We start from the raw sequence: 17,958 nt of genomic DNA on the forward strand, positions 1-17,958 counted from the left end.
CTGTAAATTGAGTGCCGGATGGTGCTTGAAGAATTCCGCTGCGGGCGACACCGTCGCCGCGGCCCTCGATTCGTCTAAATGCACGTAATTTTTTATTAGAGATATCAATGACAAAGGAAAAGTTGCTGGCCATGCCGGCCGATGACTACATGAACGCCGAGCAACTGGGGTTCTTCGCCGAGCTGCTGAAGTCGATGAAAGTCGAGACCCAGGAGCGCATCGAGGCGAGTCGTGTAACCATCGAAAGCCTGGACACGCCGGCCGATCCTGCCGACGCCGCCTCGGTCGAAGAAGAGCGCCACTGGCTGGTCAACGCCATCGAGCGTGACCAGCGCCTGCTGCCGCAGCTGGAAATGGCCCTGGGCCGGATCGCCGACGACAGCTTCGGCTGGTGCGACGACAGCGGCGAGCCGATCGGCCTCAAGCGCCTGCTGATCAGCCCGACCACCAAGTACTGCATCGAGGCGCAGGAGCGTCACGAACAACTGGACAAGCACCTGCGTCAGGTCTGATCCAGCGCTGCATCGACAAAGCCCCGGGCCACGCACCCGGGGCTTTCGTTTTTGCGCGGGCGAAAGAAATTGTCCTGCATCAAGGCCGGGTCGGCCTAGGCCGAAGGAAGCATGGCTAATAGCGTTGTAGTGGCGTTTAATGGCCCGACAATAACGACGCGGAGCCAGAGTCATGATGCGAGAAGGATCTCTGCCAGCCAGCCTGGCACAAGCGCAAACCTCGCCCAGGGTCGAGCGCGGCTGGTCCGGCCTGGTGCTGCAGAGCCTGGTGCTGGTGGTGCTGCTGGCGGCCATGGCCTTTGCCGGTATCTCGTTCTGGTTCTGCCTGCCGCTGGTCCTGCTGGCCCTGTGGCTGCCCTACCTGCGCCCGCGCCCGCGTCCGGCCCCGCAGGTGACGCGCGACCCGCTGGCCGAGCTCACCCGCGACCTGGCCCAGAGCACCAGCCACAACGCCCTGTCGGCCGCCGGTGTGTCTTATTCGGTGCGGCAGCTGGCGGAAAAGCTGCAATCCCAGCTCGGTTCGGCGGCGCGCATCGTGCAGAGCGCCGAGGTCATGATCGGCACCGAGAAAGTCACCTCCCAGCTCAGTCGCGACGCCCTGGTCGCCTCGCAGCAGGCCCATGAAAGCAGCGCCGCCGGGCGCACGGTGCTGGCCGAGTCGATCCAGCTGATGCACCTGCTCAGTTCCCGCGCCAACGAAAGCCGCGAACTGATCGAGGCCCTGCACCAGCGCAGCGAGGATATCGCCCGGGTCACCCTGGTGATCCAGGCCATCGCCAGCCAGACCAACCTGCTGGCGCTCAATGCCGCCATCGAGGCGGCCCGCGCCGGCGAGCACGGGCGTGGTTTCGCCGTGGTCGCCGACGAGGTCCGCGGCCTGGCCGGGCGCACCGCCAGCGCCACCGAGGAAGTCGGCCTGATGGTCGCGGAAATCCAGCAACGCACCGCCCAGGTGGTGGAACAGATCCGCGCGCTGTCGACCGATCTGCACAACGGTGTCGGCCAGGTCGAGCACACCGGCGAACAGCTCGACAGCATCGCCGGTCTCGCGGCGTCGGTGGAGCAGCAGATCAGCGAGATCGCTGGCGGCACCGAAACCACCCGCACGCAACTGGACGAGCTGTTCCAGGCGGTCGAGCAGATGCGCGGCGACCTGGCGGTCAGCGACCAGCAGACCCAGCGCCTGGCCCTGGCCGCGGTACAGATGGAAGGGCAGGCCGAAGGTATCAGCGAGCGCCTGGCCGAGGTCGGCCTTGACGAGTATCACCAGCGGGTCTTCGACCTGGCCCTGCGTGGCGCGCAGCAGATCGCCGAGCGCTTCGAGGCGGATATCCGCAGCGGTCGAGTCAGCCACGACGACCTGTTCGACCGTCAGTACCAGATGCTGCCGGGTACCCGTCCAGCGCGTTATCGCACGCGTTTCGACCAGTACACCGACCAGGTCCTGCCGGGGATCCAGGAGCCGTTGCTGCGTGAGCATGAAGGCCTGGTCTACGTCATCGCCTGCACCCAGCAGGGGTACGTGCCGACCCACAACAACGTCTTCAACCAGCCGCTGACCGGCGACGAAGCCACCGACACCGCGCACAACCGCAGCAAGCGCAAGTTCGACGACCGTACCGGGATTCGTTGCGGCAGCCATCAGCAGCGGCTGCTGCTGCAGACCTACACCCGCGACACCGGCGAGCTGATGCATGACCTGTCGGTGCCGATCAAGGTGGATGGCCGGCACTGGGGCGGGCTGCGCCTGGGCTATCGGCCGGAGAAGATCCCGGGAACTCGCTGAACCTGGCTGCGTGGTAGTTGTAGGAGCGGATTCATCCGCGATCGGGCGCGCAGCGGCCGTAAAGCCGAAGTCCCGAATCTGCCTGACACAGTGTGCATTCGGGGTTACGGCCGCTTTGCGCCCGATCGCGGATAAATCCGCTCCTACGTCGACTGCGGTGCTCTTGCAGTGGGTATTGGCACCTGCCACAGAAATTTCTCACCTCTAAACAGCACGGAACCCTCGACGGAATTCCGTGTTTTCGTGCATATTCCTTTCCCTGTGCGGTGAGCCGTTCCCTCTCCGACGCAGCGGGGCTACCGTTCACGGGTCGCTCGGCGCCGTCGAGTGGCGGTGGAAAACGGAATTTTCACTGTGAAATGTCGATCAGACGTTTGCCTCCGGACATTGGCTGGCAGGGAAATTCGCTGTTTCCCACAGGGCGAAATGCCTTCAGGCCACTACTTATGTGCTCCAACTCATTAGTCTTTCGGACTTCGTATTTGTGAAGTACGGCATGCCCGTGGGAGATTTTCACCACGGGCGTCAGTGTGATTTCGGTTTTTGAGGATTTTTCATTTGGCAGTCAGCAACCTGGATATGCACGCCCTGTTCGTGCTGGGAGATCTTCGCGGCAAACTGGTCAAACAGTTCCAGTCGCAGTACGTCTATATCGTCGAGCAAAGCCCCGATGGCCTGTACATGGCCGAGATCGACACCACCGAGGCGCTGGTGGTGGACGACAAGCAGCGTCTGGAACTGAAAGTCGGCGATCACTTTCGCGCCGCCGTCCTGCCGAGCCGCGAAGGCGGCAAGTTCGAAGTGCGTTTTCGTGACATCAAGCTGACCATCTACGGCCTGGGCGAATACGCCTTCGTCAGCGTGCCGGAAGGCGAGGGCATCGTGTTCCGTGAAGGCCGTGGCGTGGTCATGGTGTTCGCCGCCCACGAGCAACTGCGCGAAGGCCTGTCCAAGACCCTCAAGGCCGCTGTCGCCAAGGCGGCGAAGTGGCGCAAGGGCGAGTTGACCTTCAAGGCCAGCGAGTGAGCGGCCGCCGCGAATTTCACCAGTGCCACCAGGCCCGCGCCGAAGCGCAGGCCCGCCAGTGGCTGGAGCGGCGTGAGGAACTGCGCGGGCAGTGGCTGACCTGGGTCGCCGGGCAGCTGTATCAGCTCGAACCCGCGGAGTATGCGGCGATGGTCAGGCGCGAACTGCAGCGCCTGAGCGAAGGCGAATGAGCGCTCTCAGTCGCGCGGCTCGCGACTGCTGACTTCGCCCGGCACATCCTCGCCCGCCATGCGCTTGCGAAACAGCGCGGTGCGGGCCAGCAGCAGGGTGGTCACCGGCACGGTGATCGACAGCAGCACCGGAATCAGCCAGGCATGCAGCACCGGCGTTTGCTTGAGCCCCGAGAAATACAGGATCGACGCCAGCGCCACGCACCACGCGCCGAAGGTCGAGGCCAGCGCCGGCGGGTGCATGCGCTGGAAGAAGTCCTTCAGGCGCAGGATGCCGATGGCCCCGGTGAGGGCGAACAGGCTGCTGGTGAGGATCAGCGCGGCCACCACGATTTCCAGCCAGAAGGGCAATACCGGAGCGCTCATTCGATCACCTCGCCGCGCAGAAGGAACTTGGCCAGGGCGAACGAGCCGACGAAGCCGAACAGGGCGATCAGCAACGCCCCCTCGAAATAGGTATCGCTGGCATAGCGGATACCCAGCACCAGCATCATCAGCATGCCCAGCATGTACAGGTAGTCCAGCGCCAGCACCCGGTCCTGGGCCGAGGGCCCGCGGAACACCCGGACCAGGGTCAGGGCCATGGCGATGACGAAGATGAACAGGCTGGCGACGATGGCATTGGCGAGCAGGCCGGTCATTCGAAAATCTCCATCAGCGGACGTTCGTAAGTGCTCTTGAAGTGCTCGATGAAGCGCGCCTCGTCGTCGAGGTCGAACACATGCAGGAGCAGGACGCTGCGGTCCAGGGCCAGTTCCGACCACACCGTGCCGGGAATCACCGTGGTGATCATCGACAGCGCCGCCAGCCCATGGGCATCGCGCAGGTCCAGGGGAATGTGCACGAAGCGCGAGCGCGGCGGCTTGCGATCAAGGCGCCAGACACTGCGCAACACCTCCAGGTTGGACACCACCACATCGATGCCGACCCGCAGGATCAGGCGGATGATCGCCCATGGGTTGCGGATATGCGCCCGCACGGGCCGCAGCGGCGCCATCAGCAGCGGCGCGAGAATGCCCAGGAGCACGGCGAGGATGATGTTGCCCGGGCTTACCGAGAGGTTCAGCACCAGCCACAGGACGAACAGCGACAACGACAGCAGCGGCGCGGGGAACAGTCGTTTCATGGTTGCACCTGCCCGACGCTGTCCAGGGTGGTGGGGCCGGGAAGCGATCGTGTGCCGAGCACCGCTTCGATATAGCTCGCCGGATCGTCGAGGCTGGCGGCGGTGTCCTGGGCATAGCGCATCAGCGGTTCGGCCCACAGGCTGAGGACCACGCAGAGGCCGAGCAGGGCGACGATGGGCACGCATTCGTACATCCGCAACAGCGGCGACGGCCGCTCCTGGGGCTTCCAGAAACGCTGCACGCCGAGGCGCACCAGGGCGATCAGCGAGGCCAGGCCGGACAGGATCAGCAGCGCCAGCAGGGTCCAGCCGGCGACCGACAGCGGTTGCTGCGTCGGCACGCCCATGCCCTGCGGATTGAACAGCGCGGTGATCAGGCTGAATTTGCCGACGAAGCCGGACAGCGGCGGCATGCCGATGATCAGCAGGGCGCAGGCGATGAAACTGAAGCCGAGGAAGGCCATGGTCCACGGGATGATCTGCCCGACCACGGCCTTCTGCTCGTCGTCGAGGTTGATGCCCTTGGGCGGCTGCAGGGATTCCAGCGGCGAGGGCAGGCCGTCGCCGTCATCGTCCAGCGGCAGCTCGTTGGCCGAGCGCGAGCGCTCGATCAGTTCGGCGAGGAGGAACAGCGCGCACAGTGCCAGGGTCGAGCTGACCAGGTAGAACAGCGCGGCCGAGGTCAGCGCGGTCTGGCCGAAGCCGATGGCCGCCAGCAGGGTGCCGGCCGAAACCAGGATGCTCAGGCTGGCCATGCGCTCCAGGCGCTGCGCGGCAAGGATCGACACCGCGGCGCAGGCCAGGGTGGCCAGGCCGCCATACACCAGCCACTGTCCGCCGAAGAACGCCGAGGCACCGGCCTGCCCGGAAAACAGCAGGGTCCACAGGCGCAGCACGGTATAGAAACCGACCTTGGTCATGATCGCGAACAGCGCCGCCACCGGCGCGCTGGCCGAGGAGTAGGCCGGCACCAGCCAGAAGTTCAGCGGCCAGATGCCGGCCTTGGCCAGGAAGGCGATGGCCAGGATTGCCGCGCCGGCATGCAGCAGGCCGCGGTCGGCCTCCGGCACCAGCGGGATCTTCAGCGCCAGGTCGGCCATGTTCAGGGTGCCGGTGACGCCATACAGCATCGCCGCGCCGATCAGGAACAGCGACGAAGCGAACAGGTTGATCGCGATGTAGTGCAGGCCGGCCTTGACCCGCGAGCGGCCCGACCCATGCAGAAGCAGGCCGTAGGAGGCCGCCAGCAGCACCTCGAAGAACACGAACAGGTTGAACAGGTCGCCGGTGAGGAAGGCGCCGTAGAGGCCCATCAACTGGATCTGGAACAGTGCGTGGAAGCTCGCGCCGGCCCGGTCCCAGCGGGCCAGGGCGAAGAGCAGGGCGCTGCTGCCGACGACGCCGGTCAGCACCAGCATCAGCGCGGACAGGCGGTCCAGCACCAGGACGATACCGAACGGCGCCGCCCAGTTGCCCGGCAGGTAGACGCCGATGGAGGTGGCCTGGCCCTGGTCCTTGACCCACAGCAGCAGGCTGATGGCGATGCCGAGACCGGTGAGGGTCGACAGCAGGTTGATCCGCGCCTTCAGCGGCCGCCGTTTCTCGCCGAGCAACAGCAGCAGGGCCGCGGTCAGCAGCGGCAGGAGGATAGGGGCGACGATCAGTTGTTGCATCCCGCTCATTCCTGGGGCTCCCGTCCGTCAACGTGGTCGGTGCCGGTGAAGCCGCGCGACGCCAGGAGCACCACGAGGAACAGCGCGGTCATGGCGAAGCTGATGACGATGGCGGTGAGCACCAGCGCCTGGGGCAGCGGGTCGGTGTAGTTGAGCAGGTCCTGGGGCACGCCGTCCTTGATGATCGGCTCCTTGCCGATGAACAGGCTGCCCATGCTGAAGATGAACAGGTTGACGCCGTAGGACAGCAGGCACAGGCCCATGATCACCTGGTAGGTCCGCGGCCGCAGGATCAGCCAGACCCCCGAGGCGGCTAGCACACCGATGGCGATTGCGATGACTTCTTCCATCAGGCGGCTCCTTCTTCACTGGATGGCAGGCTGGCTTTCGGCTGCGGACGGTGCGCACGCACCGACTGGTGCGCCAGGGCGGTGAGAATCAGCAGGGTCGAGCCGACCACCACGGTGAATACGCCGATATCGAAGAACAGCGCGCTGGCGATGTGCAGGTCACCCAGCAGCGGCAGGTGCACGTGCGCGGTGTGGGTCGTCAGGAACGGGTAGCCGAAGGCCAGCGCGCCGACCCCGGTCAGGGTCGCGCAGAGCAGCCCGGTGCCCATCCAGCGCAGCGGCCGCAGGCTCATCTGCGCCTCGACCCACTGGGTGCCGGCGACCATGTACTGGAGGATGAATGCCACCGACATCACCAGACCGGCGACGAAGCCGCCGCCCGGCTGGTTGTGGCCGCGCATGAACAGGTACATCGACACCAGCATGGCCATCGGCAGCACCAGGCGGGCGAGCACGGCCGGGACCATCATGAAGCCCAGCGCGGTGTCGGTGGCATGCCGCGGGTTGATCAGGTCGGTGACCATGTCCGGTGCCAGCGAGCGTTGCTGCGCCGGCAACTGGATGCTTTCCCGCGGTGGCCGGAAGCGCCGCAGCAGGGCGAACACGGCCAGGGCCACGGCCACCAGCACGGTGATCTCACCGAGGGTATCGAAGCCGCGGAAGTCCACCAGCATGACGTTGACCACATTGGTGCCGCCGCCTTCCGGCAGGGCCCGGCTCAGGTAGAAGGAGGAAATCACGTTCGGTGTCGGTCGGGTCAGCATGGCGTAGGACAGCAGCGCCATGCCGCCACCCACCAGCACCGCCAGGACCAGGTCGCGCAGACGGCGCAGACGCGCGCGCTCCTGGGAGCCGGCGAGCGGCGACACACCCTCGATCCGTCGTGGCAGCCAGCGCAGGCCGAGGAGGATCAGCACGGTGGTGACCACTTCCACCACCAGCTGGGTCAGGGCCAGGTCCGGCGCCGAGAACCAGACGAAGGTGATGCAGGTCATCAGGCCGCACACGCCGACCATGATCAGCGCCGCCAGACGGTGGTACTTGGCCTGCCAGGCGGCACCGATGGCGCAGGCAATGGCGATCAGCCAGAGCATGACGAACACTCCCGAGCCGGGAATCTTCGGCCGGTCGCCCCAGCTCAGGCCGTGGAACAGCAGCGGCAGCAGGCCGGCGACGAAGGCGGCGAGCACCAGCATGAACAACTGTTTCTGCAGGCGACGGGTAGTGAAGATGCGCTCCACGCGACGCGCGATGCGCATCAGCAGGACCTGGCCGCGCTCGAACAGGCGCTTGCCGTTGAGCCGCTCGATCAGCGGCGGGTAGCGGAAGCGCCCGTGCTGGAACTGGGTGCGCAGCACCAGGTAGAGGAGGATGCCGCCGCTCATGGCGATCAGGCTCATGATCAGCGGCGCGTTCCAGCCGTGCCAGACCGCGAGGCTGTATTCCGGCAGCTCGCCGCCGACCACCGGCAGCGCCGCCGCGGCCAGCAGCGGACCGACCGATTGCGCGGGGAAGATACCGACCACCAGGCAGGTCAGCACCAGCAGCTCGACCGGCGCGCGCATCCAGCGCGGCGGTTCGTGCGGGGTGTGCGGCAGATCGGTGGCGACCGGGCCGAAGAACACATCGACGGTGAAGCGCAGGGCATAGGCGACGCTGAAGGTGCCCGCCAGGGTGGCGATCACCGGCAGGGCCATTTCGACCCACGCGGTGGAGCTGATGAACACGGTCTCGGCGAAGAACATTTCCTTGGACAGGAAGCCGTTCATCAGCGGTACCCCGGCCATCGAGGCGCTGGCCACCATGGCCAGGGTCGCGGTGAACGGGATCAGCCGGAACAGGCCGCTGAGCTTGCGGATATCGCGGGTCCCGCTCTCGTGGTCGATGATCCCCGCGGCCATGAACAGCGAGGCCTTGAAGGTGGCGTGGTTGAGGATGTGGAACACCGCGGCCACGGCTGCCAGTGGGCTGTTCAGGCCGAGCAGCAGGGTGATCAGGCCGAGGTGGCTGATGGTCGAGTAGGCCAGCAGGCCCTTGAGGTCGTTCTGGAACATCGCCGCGTAGGCGCCCAGCAGCAGGGTACAGGCACCGGCGCCGCCGACGATCCAGAACCATTCCTCGGTGCCGGACAGCACCGGCCACATGCGGGCGAGCAGGAAGACCCCGGCCTTGACCATGGTCGCCGAGTGCAGGTACGCCGAGACCGGCGTCGGCGCCGCCATGGCGTGGGGCAGCCAGAAGTGGAAGGGAAATTGCGCGCTCTTGCTCAGGGCGCCGAGCAGGATCAGCGGCAGCAGGACCGGGTACAGGGCGTGGCCGCGGATGGTGTCGCCGGCAGCGAGGACCTTGTCCAGGTCGTAGCTGCCGACCACATGGCCGAGCAGGATCACCCCCGCCAGCAGGCACAGGCCGCCGGCTCCGGTCACCATCAGCGCCATGTAGGCACCGCGGCGGGCATCGGCGCGGTGGTGCCAGTAGCCGATCAGGAGGAACGAGAACAGGCTGGTCAGTTCCCAGAAGAACACGATCTGGATCAGGTTGCCGGAGATCACCAGGCCGAGCATCGCGCCCATGAAGGCGAGGAAGAAGGCGAAGAAGCGTGGCACCGGGTCCTGCGGCGACATGTAGTAGCGTGCGTACAGCGACACCAGGGTGCCGATGCCCAGGACCAGCAGGGAGAACAGCCAGGCGAAACCATCCATGCGCAGGATGATGTTGAGGCCCATGCTCGGCAGCCAGAGGATTTCCTCGCGGATCACCCCGCCATCGGCGATCTGCGGATAGAGCATGGCCACCTGCACCGTGCCGATGAGGGCGACGATGCCGGCCAGCAGCGACTCCGAGTTGCGTGCGTTGTGCGGCAGCACACCTGCCAGACAACTGCCAATGAACGGCAGAAGCAGTAGAACTATCAAGGACATAGATATCTGATCTGCGGAAATTTGTAAGGGATCATACGTGCCGTCCGGGTGATCACCAACCAGCAAGCTGTCGCAGGATCCTACAAGAATTGTAAGAAAAAGCGTTTTTCTTATAACAGTTTCCGCATGACGAGCGTGCTGTTTCCCTATAAGCCGGTATCAGCTTCCTTCTCGTCGGCGGGGCTCGTCGCCGGCTGTTCCTGGCGTTTTCCGAACTTCAATTCACTGACGATCACCGCGATGACGATCAGCAGGCCGCCGAACAGGGCCAGGCCAGGCAGGCGGTCGCCGGCGATCCGTCCGACAATCCCGGCCCACACCGGCTCACCGGCGTAGATCAGCGTAGCGCGGGTTGGCGAGACTGACTTCTGCGCCCAGTTCATTGCCACCTGGATCACCGCGCTCATGGCGCCGAGGCCGATGGCGGCACTCAGCAGCAGCCAGGAGAAGTCCGGCAGGCGTTCCTGGGTCGGCACCACCAGCATGAACGACAGCGCCGAGGCGGTTGCCAGTTGCACCACGGTGACCCGGCGCACGTCGACCGTGCCAGCGTAGTTGCCGATCAGAATGATTTCCGCGGCGATGGCCACGGCGCTGACCAGGGTGGCGATTTCACCGGGACTGAAATGCACCGCGCCGCCGCTCGGTCCGGCCAGCAACATCAGCCCGGTAAAGGCCAGGGCGATGCCGATGCTCGGCATCAGGCCGGGCCGGCGCCCCAGCACCAGCCACTGCAGAATCGGCACGAAGGGTACGTACAACGCCGTGATGAAGGCTGACTGGCTGCTGCTGATGGTCTGCAGGCCGACGGTCTGCAAGCCGTAGCCGAGCATGATCGAGACGCCGATCAACAGCCCCGCCTTGAGCTCACGCGCGGTCAGGCCGGGCAAAGTGCGCCAGCAGGTCAGGCCGACGAACAGCGCGGCGGCGGCGAAACGCAGGCCGACGAAGAACATCGGACCGCTGACGGTCATGACCTTGTGCACGATGAGGAAGGTGCCTCCCCAGAGCATGGTGATGAACACCAGCACCAGTTCCGCCTTGCTCAGACGGAAAGTGGAGGACGAGCGCGTGGTGGTATCGGTAGTCATGGCTTGCACACGTAGGAAAAGGCGACGCACAATGCGCGACAAAAGTGGGCAGTATACTGCGCAAACTCTCTTCAGTGAGCATTCCAGTGGATAAAGATTCCAATCGCGCCTCGGTGCTCCAGCATGTCAGCCAGAACGTGCGCCGCCTGCGCCACGACGCCGGCCTGAGTCAGAGCGCCCTGGCGCAGGCGTCCGGGGTCAGCCGGCGGATGCTGGTGGCGATCGAGGCGGGGGAAAAGAACGTCAGCCTGTCGACCCTCGACCTGATCGCCGAGGCCCTCGGTGTGGCCTTCAGCGACCTGATCAAGGCGCCGGACAACCGTGACTCCAGTCGCATCAACGAACTGGCCTGGGCCGGCGAGCACCCCGGGAGCAAGGCGGTGTTGCTCGCCAGTGCGCCGGCCCGACGCGAGGTGGAGTTGTGGGAGTGGCGCCTGGAGCCTGGCGAGTTCTACCAGACCAACGCCGATCCGGAAGGCTTCAGCGAACAGGTGTTCGTCTTCGCCGGCTGCCTGACCCTGCTGATCGACGGCGAACCGCGCCGGCTGGTTGCCGGCGAGTTCTTCACCTACGCCAGCAACCGCACCCACGGCTATCGCAATGACGGCGAGGTCGCCGCCTGCTTCGTGCGCAATGTGGTGATCTGACTCAGGCGGCCAGCCACGCCTCGGTGGAAAGCACCTCGGCATAGGCGAACGCCAGCGACGCCATGTAGGACGCATGCACCTGGGCCGCCGCAATGGTCACGCCATCGAACTCCAGGTCGCGGGTCGCGCAGGCATCGTGCAGCACCTTGACCGGGTAACCGAGGTCGGCGGCGGCGCGCACCGCCGCGTCGATGCACATGTGGCTCATGCTGCCGACCACAGTTAGTTCGCTGACCCGCTGTTGCTCCAGCAGGCTTTGCAGCGGGGTGTCGAGGAAGGCATTGACCTTGTGTTTGAGCACCACTGCCTCGTCGCCTTGCGGGGCCAGTTTCGGATGGATCCGCGCGCCTTCGGAACCGGGGGCGAAGAACGGCGCATCGGCGGATTCGAACTCATGCCGCACATGGATCACCAGGTCGCCCCGTGCCCGCGCCGCGGCCAGTGCCTTGGCCGCGTTGTCGGCGGCGGCGTCGGCATTGGCCAGGGTCCATTTGCCGCCGGGGAAGTAATCGTTCTGGATATCGATGATGATCAGGGCCTTTTTGCTCATGACGTTTCCTCATTTCGGAGAGTGGTGACGCGATGGCAGATAGTTATAGGCTTGCCCGGCGTCGTTGCGGATTGGCACGACCGACAATTTGACGGGAAAAACTGACAATGAGTTGCGACGGCGACTTCACCGAAATCGGCATCCTGGTCTACCCCGGGGCGCAGATGGCCGCGGTCTACGGGCTGACCGACCTGTTCAGCGTGGCCAACCGCCTGGCCGGCGACCTCGGCATGGCGCAGCGCGCGCCGCTGCGGGTGTGTCATTGGCAGGACATTGATGGCGTGCTCGAGGTCAGTCACGACAGCCATTCGCGCGACAGCTACCAGCCGCGGGTGATGATCGTGCCACCGAGCCTGACCCAGGAGCCCGACGCCGAGCTGCTCGAACGCTATCGCCAGCGCCTGTGCGACTGGCACGGCGATGGCGCCTTGCTGGTGTCGGTGTGCGTCGGGGTGTTCTTCATCGCCGCCAGCGGCCTGCTCGACGGACGTTCGGCCACTACCCACTGGAATTTCGCGCAATCCCTGGCCGAGCGTTTTCCGCGGGTACGGGTCGAAGCCAACCTGCCCTTGCTGGAGGATGGCGATGTGATCACCAGTGCCGGGTTGATGGCCTGGACCGATGTCGGCCTGAAGCTGGTCGAGCGTTTTCTCGGCCAGACCCTGGCCACCGAAACCGCGCGCTTTCTCGCGGTCGAACCGGTGTGGGTGAAGCCGGCGGGGAGCAGTTTCAGCCCGCGCCTGGACCACGGCGACGAGGCCGTGCTGAAGGTTCAGCACTGGTTGCAGAGCACCGGCGCGCGGGAGGTCAGTGTGACCCTGATGGCCGAATGCGCGGGGCTGGAGGAACGCACGTTCCTGCGGCGTTTTCGCGGTGCCACCGGGCTGAAGCCCACCGAGTACTGCCAGCAGGTGCGGGTCGGACGCGCCTGTCGCATGCTCGAGTTCACCCGGCGCAGCATCGACCAGATCGCCTGGGGTGTCGGCTATCAGGACCCGGGCGCGTTTCGCAAGGTGTTCCACAAGGTCACCGGGTTGGCGCCGAGTGATTATCGGCGGCAGGTGATGAATACCACGGCGAATGATGCGGATACCGATCCAGCCGTGGCGAATAAAATGAGATAAAAGTTATATAAATATGAAAATTGATAATTATTGGTTCTATACTGTTTGAGGCACTATCTCTCAAGGAATCGGGAAGCGTCCTGCTTTCCGGGGCGACAACTGCCAGAGAGCCTTGAACCATGGAAACCCTGCCGCTGTATTTCGACTATGCCGCCACGACGCCCATCGACGAGCGAGTCATCGACGTCATGGTCAAGTGCCTGGGGGCGACCGGCAATTTCGGCAATCCGGCCTCCAGCTCGCACCGCTATGGTCAGGCGGCCCGCCAGGCCGTGGAGCTGGCACGCGCGCAGGTGGCGGCGCTGGTGGGGGCGCGCGCCGAGCAGATCGTCTGGACGTCCGGTGCCACGGAGTCCAACAACCTCGCGCTGAAGGGCCTGGCCCAGGGGCGGCGTGGTGGCCATATCATCACCAGTTGCATCGAGCACAAGGCAGTGCTCGATACCGCCCGGCAGTTGCAGGGCGCGGGTTTCGAGGTGACCTGGCTGGCGCCGGATGCCCAGGGACTGATCACTCCCGAAGCGGTCGCGGCGGCGCTGCGGGCGGACACCTTCCTGGTTTCGCTGATGCTGGTGAACAACGAACTGGGCACCCTGACCGACGTTCGGCGGATCGGCGAGATCGTGCGCGGGCAGGGCGCCCTGCTGCATGTCGATGCGGCGCAGGCGGCGGGCAAGGTGGCGATCGACCTGGGGCGCTGGCCGGTGGATGTGGTGTCGTTTTCCGCGCACAAGGTCTATGGCCCCAAGGGCATTGGCGCCTTGTATGTCGGCGAGCGCGCGCGGCCGTTGCTGCAGGCGCAGATCCACGGCGGCGGGCATGAAGGCGGTTTGCGCTCCGGTACGCTGGCCACCCACCAGATCGCGGCGATGGGCGCGGCATTCGCCCTGGCGGGCGAGGTGCAGCATGAAGAGCTGGATCGAATCCGATGTTTGCGTGAGCGTCTTCTTACAAAACTGCGGGATATTTCCGGTCTGGTGTTAAACGGCAGCCCTGAACAGTCCATTCCGCACACCCTCAGCCTGACCTTCAGCGGCGATTCGCCGGACCTTGCCGCGCTGGGCGAAAGCCTGGCGTTCTCGTCCACTTCGGCCTGCAATTCCGGGAGCAGCGCGCCTTCGCATGTGCTCCTCGCGCTGGGGCATGACGCGTACCTTGCCGGGCAGACCATCCGCCTCAGCCTGGGACGTTTGACCCGCGTGTCGGACATCGACCAGGCTGCCGCCGCCATCCGCGCAGCACTGCGCCTGGCGCCGTTCTGGGGTGTTGCCCGGGGCTGAGGCCTGTTCCATTATCAGCGGCCGCAATACAAGGTCGTGGTGATAAAGGAGCAAGCATGAACAGTCAGCCGACAACGCAGGATGCGATCAGGAGACGTGTGGCGCAAATGCGCCAGGTGATGCGCAACGAAGGGGTCGATGCACTGCTGGTGCCTTCCGCCGATCCCCATCTTTCCGAGTATCTGCCGGGTTACTGGCAGGGCCGCAAATGGCTTTCCGGCTTTCAGGGGTCGGTCGGGACCCTGGTACTGACCGCGGACTTCGCCGGCCTTTGGGCCGACAGCCGCTATTGGGAACAAGCTGCGCAGGAACTGGCCGGCAGCGGTATCGAACTGGTCAAGCTGCAGCCCGGGCGGCCGGGGCCGCTGGACTGGCTGGCGGACAACACGCCCGCCGGCGGTGCCGTGGCGGTGGACGGTGCGGTGATGGCGCTGGCGTCGGCGCGACAGCTGGGCGAGCGTCTGAGTGCGCGCGACGTGCGTCTGCTGCTGGACAAGGATCTGTTCGAACAGGTCTGGGACGACCGGCCCGCGCTGCCGGGCAATCCGGTGTATGCCCACTTGCCACCCCAGGCCACGCTGACCCGCGGCGAAAAGCTCGCCAGCCTGCGCCAGACCCTGGCCGAGCGCGGCGCGGATTGGCATTTCCTCGCAACCCTCGACGATATCGCCTGGTTGTTCAACCTGCGCGGCAGCGATGTCTCCTATAACCCGGTGTTCGTATCCTTCGCCCTGATCAGCCAGGCCGCGGCAATCCTTTATGTCGCCGAGGGCAAGGTGGATGCCGGGCTGCGGCAGACGCTGGCCGCCGACGGGGTCGAATTGCGCGACTACAGCGAAGTGGCCGCCGGACTGGCGGGGATCGACGCCGGCAGCGTGCTGCTGGTCGACCCGGCCAAGGTTACCAGCGGGCTGCTGGCCAACCTGCGTGAAGGTGTGCGCCTGGTCGAAGGCATCAATCCGAGCACCTTCGCCAAATCGCGCAAGAGCCGTGCGGACCTGCTGCACATTCGCCAGGTCATGGAACAGGATGGCGTCGCGCTCTGCGAGTTCTTCGCCTGGCTCGAAGCGACGCAGGCGAGCGGGGTGGTCACCGAACTCGACATCGACGAGCAACTGAGTGCGGCGCGGGCCCGACGGCCGGGTTTCGTGTCTTTGAGCTTCGCCACCATCGCTGCGTTCAATGGCAACGGCGCCATGCCGCATTACCACGCCACGGCGCAAGCTCATGCGCGCATCGAAGGCGATGGACTGTTGCTCATCGATTCCGGTGGGCAGTACCTCGGGGGGACCACGGACATTACCCGGATGGTGCCGATCGGTACGCCAAGCCATGAGCAGAAGCTGGATTGCACGCGCGTGCTCAAGGGTGTGATCGCACTGTCGCGAGCGAAATTTCCCCGCGGTATTCCTTCGCCCCTGCTCGACGCCATCGCCCGCGCGCCGCTATGGGCCGAGCATGTCGACTATGGACACGGCACCGGGCACGGCGTCGGCTATTTCATGAATGTCCATGAGGGGCCGCAGACCATTGCCTACCAGGCTGCCGCCGCGCCGCATACGGCGATGCAGGAGGGCATGATCACCTCGATCGAGCCGGGCACCTATCGTCCTGGCCAGTGGGGAGTGCGCATCGAGAACCTGGTGTTCAATCGTGAGTCGGGCAAGAGCGCGTTCGGCGACTTCCTCGAGTTCGAGACGCTGACCTTGTGCCCCATCGATACTCGCTGCCTGCTCGTCGATCAGCTTGGCCGTGAGGAACGTGCGTGGCTGGACGGTTATCACGACGAAGTGCGGCGACGCCTCGAACCATTGCTGGAGGGGCCGGCGCTGGCGTGGCTGCGCGAGAGAACACAGGCTGTCGGTTGACGCGGACGAGAAGGGCAACCCGCGGGTTGCCCTTGTTCACTTGCAGATGACGATCATGCTGCGACTGGTGTAGCCGGCGGGGTTGATGCCGAACGGATAGTCGCCTGGCTCTTCATCGCCATCCCCGGATTTGGCGATGACCTTATAGCCCTTGGTGCCGCAGGAACTTGCCGCCTTGCTGTAGCACTTGTTCCAGGAAGAAGAGAGGCCGGAGCAGTTGATGTGCAGCCCCTTCTTGCCACGCTTGACCTCGTCCTTGGCGGTCGCGGCGCAACCAGCGACTGCCAGGATAGCTAGGATGAGCAAAATTCGTTTCATTCCTGTCCTTAACGCTTGCGCGGATCTGTGTCCGTGTTCGTTCTAATTGCATCTTCCTGATGCTTGTTCGTCCCTGCGTCGAGTGAAAAATTCAAAATAACAACACGGTTCACAGCTTAAACACGGTAGACGGGGCGGCACAATCATTTGCAGAGATTTAAATGAAAATATTTCTCAATCAGTCGGCGGCGATCGGGGGTGGCCCTTCCTTGCGCATGGACAGGGTCGCGCCAACCGACGCGGTAATGATCGCGCCGATCGCCAGCCATTGCGCCAGGCTCAGTACCTCATTGAGAAACAGTAGACCGGAAAGCGCGCCAAAGGCCGGTTCGATGCTCATTAATGTGCCGAAGGTACGCGCTGGCAGGCGGGTCAGGGCGACCATTTCCAGGCTGTAGGGGAGTGCGGTGGAAAGAACGGCGACCCCAAGGGCAACCGGAATCAGCGCGGGATTGAGCAATGCACTGCCGGCCTGGGCGATACCGATGGGGGCGACGAACAGCGCGGCGATGACCACGCCCAGCGCGGCAGTCTGGATACCGTTCTCGGCCCCTGCCTTCTGGCCATAGAGAATGTACAGCGCCCAGCAGACCCCGGCGCCGAGTGCATAAGCGGCACCGACCGGCTCGATACCCTGACTGCTTTCACCCATCGGAATCAGCAGCAACAGGCCGGCGATGGCCAGGCCTATCCAGAGGAAGTCCACCGGGCGTCGCGAGGCATACAGCGCCACGGCCAGCGGTCCGGTGAACTCGAGGGCCACGGCAATGCCGAGAGGTACCGTCTGCAGCGACATATAGAAGAGGAAGTTCATGCCGCCCAGCGCCGCGCCATAGATGATCACGGTCTTCAATGTGCTGGCGCTCAGCTTCGCCCGCCAGGGCCGCAGCAACAGCAGCATGATCACACTGGCGAACAGCAGGCGCAGGGTCGTGGTGCCTTCCGGGCCGATCAGCGGGAACATGGTCTTGGCCAGCGAGGCGCCAGACTGGATCGAGGCCATTGCGATAAGCAGCACGCCGACGGGAAACAGCGTTGCGGCGAGGCTGCGGGTCTGGGTGTTCATTGCGAGGGAGGATTCCTTATAAGAAGAAGGCGCGGTGGTTCGGACCGGGGGCCTATGATGCGCACCCTCGGGGTGGGTGAGCAATATATTGCGCAAAATTTCTTTCCTGGAAGGTCTTTCAAATTAGTGCTTGACGCCCCGTATTATCTCTCTATAATTCGCCCCACTTCCGGCGCAGTCGAAACGGAAAACTCCTTGAGAATCAATGGGTTGGATGTTTCAGGTAGTATCGGAAGTGCTTCGGTCATCGACGAAGGCGGTTGAAAAAGGCAGTTGACAGCAGGTTGTAACGCTGTAGAATTCGCCTCCCGCTAACGAGAGATCGCAGCGAGTCAAGTGTTTGAAGTTGAACGAGAAATTCTGAAAAAACTTCAAAATAAACGCTTGACAGACTTAGAGGAAAGCGTAGAATACGCGCCTCGGTTGAAG

General features: G+C 64.6%; 18 protein-coding genes. 8 read left to right on the forward strand and 10 right to left on the reverse strand.

The window, feature by feature from the left end; all coding sequences use genetic code 11:
* The first annotated feature begins 107 nt into the window (after positions 1-107).
* The 4 genes from CHB99_RS19425 to CHB99_RS19440 all read left to right on the forward strand — a co-directional run bounded on the left by CHB99_RS19425 (position 108) and on the right by CHB99_RS19440 (position 3,515).
* Positions 108-512 (forward strand): TraR/DksA family transcriptional regulator, encoded by a 405-nt coding sequence (locus CHB99_RS19425; protein WP_042128333.1) that lies wholly within the window; start codon positions 108-110, stop codon positions 510-512.
* Between the two features lie 670 nt (positions 513-1,182).
* Positions 1,183-2,298, forward strand: a complete 1,116-nt coding sequence (locus CHB99_RS19430; protein WP_428977848.1) for a methyl-accepting chemotaxis protein — start codon at positions 1,183-1,185, stop codon at positions 2,296-2,298.
* Between the two features lie 558 nt (positions 2,299-2,856).
* Positions 2,857-3,324 (forward strand): hypothetical protein, encoded by a 468-nt coding sequence (locus tag CHB99_RS19435; protein ID WP_042128338.1) that lies wholly within the window; start codon positions 2,857-2,859, stop codon positions 3,322-3,324.
* Positions 3,321-3,515, forward strand: a complete 195-nt coding sequence (locus tag CHB99_RS19440) for a hypothetical protein (RefSeq protein ID WP_042128340.1) — start codon at positions 3,321-3,323, stop codon at positions 3,513-3,515. The genes CHB99_RS19435 and CHB99_RS19440 overlap by 4 nt, the downstream gene beginning before the upstream one ends.
* Positions 3,516-3,521: 6 nt before the next feature.
* Here the strand turns inward: CHB99_RS19440 and CHB99_RS19445 are convergent, their stop codons facing one another.
* The 7 genes from CHB99_RS19445 to CHB99_RS19475 all read right to left on the reverse strand — a co-directional run bounded on the left by CHB99_RS19445 (position 3,522) and on the right by CHB99_RS19475 (position 10,676).
* Positions 3,522-3,881, reverse strand: a complete 360-nt coding sequence (locus tag CHB99_RS19445; RefSeq protein ID WP_042128342.1) for a Na+/H+ antiporter subunit G — start codon at positions 3,879-3,881, stop codon at positions 3,522-3,524.
* Positions 3,878-4,156 (reverse strand): K+/H+ antiporter subunit F, encoded by a 279-nt coding sequence (locus CHB99_RS19450; protein WP_042128344.1) that lies wholly within the window; start codon positions 4,154-4,156, stop codon positions 3,878-3,880. Before CHB99_RS19450 ends, CHB99_RS19445 begins: the two co-directional genes overlap by 4 nt.
* Complete coding sequence (locus CHB99_RS19455) at positions 4,153-4,641, reverse strand: Na+/H+ antiporter subunit E (RefSeq protein WP_042128346.1); 489 nt, start codon at positions 4,639-4,641, stop codon at positions 4,153-4,155. The genes CHB99_RS19450 and CHB99_RS19455 overlap by 4 nt, the downstream gene beginning before the upstream one ends.
* Positions 4,638-6,323 (reverse strand): monovalent cation/H+ antiporter subunit D, encoded by a 1,686-nt coding sequence (locus CHB99_RS19460; RefSeq protein WP_042128348.1) that lies wholly within the window; start codon positions 6,321-6,323, stop codon positions 4,638-4,640. Before CHB99_RS19460 ends, CHB99_RS19455 begins: the two co-directional genes overlap by 4 nt.
* Positions 6,320-6,664, reverse strand: coding sequence for a Na+/H+ antiporter subunit C (locus CHB99_RS19465; protein WP_042128349.1), 345 nt, complete (start codon positions 6,662-6,664; stop codon positions 6,320-6,322). Before CHB99_RS19465 ends, CHB99_RS19460 begins: the two co-directional genes overlap by 4 nt.
* Positions 6,664-9,585 carry a monovalent cation/H+ antiporter subunit A gene (locus CHB99_RS19470; protein ID WP_042128351.1) on the reverse strand — a complete coding sequence of 974 codons (2,922 nt, stop codon included), beginning with the start codon at positions 9,583-9,585 and terminating at the stop codon, positions 6,664-6,666. Before CHB99_RS19470 ends, CHB99_RS19465 begins: the two co-directional genes overlap by 1 nt.
* Positions 9,586-9,731: 146 nt before the next feature.
* The gene (locus tag CHB99_RS19475; protein ID WP_042128353.1) at positions 9,732-10,676 is read right to left on the reverse strand and encodes a DMT family transporter; all 945 of its coding nucleotides are present in this window, start codon (positions 10,674-10,676) and stop codon (positions 9,732-9,734) included.
* Positions 10,677-10,762: 86 nt separating this feature from the next.
* Here CHB99_RS19475 and CHB99_RS19480 point away from each other — a divergent pair, with 86 nt between their 5' ends.
* Entirely contained in the window at positions 10,763-11,323 is a 561-nt protein-coding gene (locus tag CHB99_RS19480) for a helix-turn-helix domain-containing protein (protein ID WP_042128354.1), read from the forward strand.
* 1 nt (position 11,324) lies between these two features.
* Here the strand turns inward: CHB99_RS19480 and CHB99_RS19485 are convergent, their stop codons facing one another.
* Positions 11,325-11,873 carry a cysteine hydrolase family protein gene (locus CHB99_RS19485; protein ID WP_042128356.1) on the reverse strand — a complete coding sequence of 183 codons (549 nt, stop codon included), beginning with the start codon at positions 11,871-11,873 and terminating at the stop codon, positions 11,325-11,327.
* A 107-nt stretch (positions 11,874-11,980) separates the two neighbouring features.
* On the opposite strand from CHB99_RS19485, the gene CHB99_RS19490 reads away from it, so the two are divergent.
* From CHB99_RS19490 to CHB99_RS19500, 3 genes are all read left to right on the forward strand, one after another.
* A complete protein-coding gene (locus tag CHB99_RS19490) occupies positions 11,981-12,997 on the forward strand; it encodes a GlxA family transcriptional regulator (RefSeq protein WP_042128359.1) in 1,017 nt (338 codons plus the stop codon).
* Positions 12,998-13,116: 119 nt separating this feature from the next.
* Entirely contained in the window at positions 13,117-14,277 is a 1,161-nt protein-coding gene (locus CHB99_RS19495) for a cysteine desulfurase family protein (protein WP_042128360.1), read from the forward strand.
* A gap of 56 nt (positions 14,278-14,333) precedes the next feature.
* On the forward strand, positions 14,334-16,145 hold the full coding sequence (locus CHB99_RS19500; RefSeq protein WP_042128362.1) for an aminopeptidase P family protein: 1,812 nt from the start codon (positions 14,334-14,336) through the stop codon (positions 16,143-16,145).
* A gap of 36 nt (positions 16,146-16,181) precedes the next feature.
* On the opposite strand, the gene CHB99_RS19505 is transcribed toward CHB99_RS19500, so the two are convergent.
* Together CHB99_RS19505 and rhtA are read right to left on the reverse strand one after the other, a co-directional pair.
* Positions 16,182-16,463 (reverse strand): hypothetical protein, encoded by a 282-nt coding sequence (locus tag CHB99_RS19505; RefSeq protein ID WP_042128365.1) that lies wholly within the window; start codon positions 16,461-16,463, stop codon positions 16,182-16,184.
* A 178-nt stretch (positions 16,464-16,641) separates the two neighbouring features.
* Entirely contained in the window at positions 16,642-17,529 is an 888-nt protein-coding gene (gene rhtA, locus CHB99_RS19510) for a threonine/homoserine exporter RhtA (protein ID WP_042128366.1), read from the reverse strand.
* Positions 17,530-17,958: the final 429 nt, after the last annotated feature.

It is taken from the genome of Pseudomonas japonica (genome assembly GCF_900188455.1).
Classification (GTDB): Bacteria; Pseudomonadota; Gammaproteobacteria; order Pseudomonadales; family Pseudomonadaceae; genus Aquipseudomonas; species Aquipseudomonas japonica.

Excerpts from the sequence above, each read along its gene's own strand:
- CHB99_RS19455 (WP_042128346.1), bottom strand. The coding sequence starts at position 4,641 with ATGAAACGACTGTTCCCCGCGCCGCTGCTGTCGTTGTCGCTGTTCGTC.
- rhtA (WP_042128366.1), bottom strand. The coding sequence starts at position 17,529 with ATGAACACCCAGACCCGCAGCCTCGCCGCAACGCTGTTTCCCGTCGGC.
- CHB99_RS19465 (WP_042128349.1), bottom strand. The coding sequence starts at position 6,664 with ATGGAAGAAGTCATCGCAATCGCCATCGGTGTGCTAGCCGCCTCGGGG.
- CHB99_RS19460 (WP_042128348.1), bottom strand. The coding sequence starts at position 6,323 with ATGAGCGGGATGCAACAACTGATCGTCGCCCCTATCCTCCTGCCGCTG.
- CHB99_RS19475 (WP_042128353.1), bottom strand. The coding sequence starts at position 10,676 with ATGACTACCGATACCACCACGCGCTCGTCCTCCACTTTCCGTCTGAGC.
- CHB99_RS19430 (WP_428977848.1), top strand. The coding sequence starts at position 1,183 with ATGCACCTGCTCAGTTCCCGCGCCAACGAAAGCCGCGAACTGATCGAG.
- CHB99_RS19485 (WP_042128356.1), bottom strand. The coding sequence starts at position 11,873 with ATGAGCAAAAAGGCCCTGATCATCATCGATATCCAGAACGATTACTTC.
- CHB99_RS19490 (WP_042128359.1), top strand. The coding sequence starts at position 11,981 with ATGAGTTGCGACGGCGACTTCACCGAAATCGGCATCCTGGTCTACCCC.
- CHB99_RS19470 (WP_042128351.1), bottom strand. The coding sequence starts at position 9,585 with ATGTCCTTGATAGTTCTACTGCTTCTGCCGTTCATTGGCAGTTGTCTG.
- CHB99_RS19445 (WP_042128342.1), bottom strand. The coding sequence starts at position 3,881 with ATGAGCGCTCCGGTATTGCCCTTCTGGCTGGAAATCGTGGTGGCCGCG.
- CHB99_RS19450 (WP_042128344.1), bottom strand. The coding sequence starts at position 4,156 with ATGACCGGCCTGCTCGCCAATGCCATCGTCGCCAGCCTGTTCATCTTC.
- CHB99_RS19495 (WP_042128360.1), top strand. The coding sequence starts at position 13,117 with ATGGAAACCCTGCCGCTGTATTTCGACTATGCCGCCACGACGCCCATC.
- CHB99_RS19425 (WP_042128333.1), top strand. The coding sequence starts at position 108 with ATGACAAAGGAAAAGTTGCTGGCCATGCCGGCCGATGACTACATGAAC.
- CHB99_RS19505 (WP_042128365.1), bottom strand. The coding sequence starts at position 16,463 with ATGAAACGAATTTTGCTCATCCTAGCTATCCTGGCAGTCGCTGGTTGC.
- CHB99_RS19500 (WP_042128362.1), top strand. The coding sequence starts at position 14,334 with ATGAACAGTCAGCCGACAACGCAGGATGCGATCAGGAGACGTGTGGCG.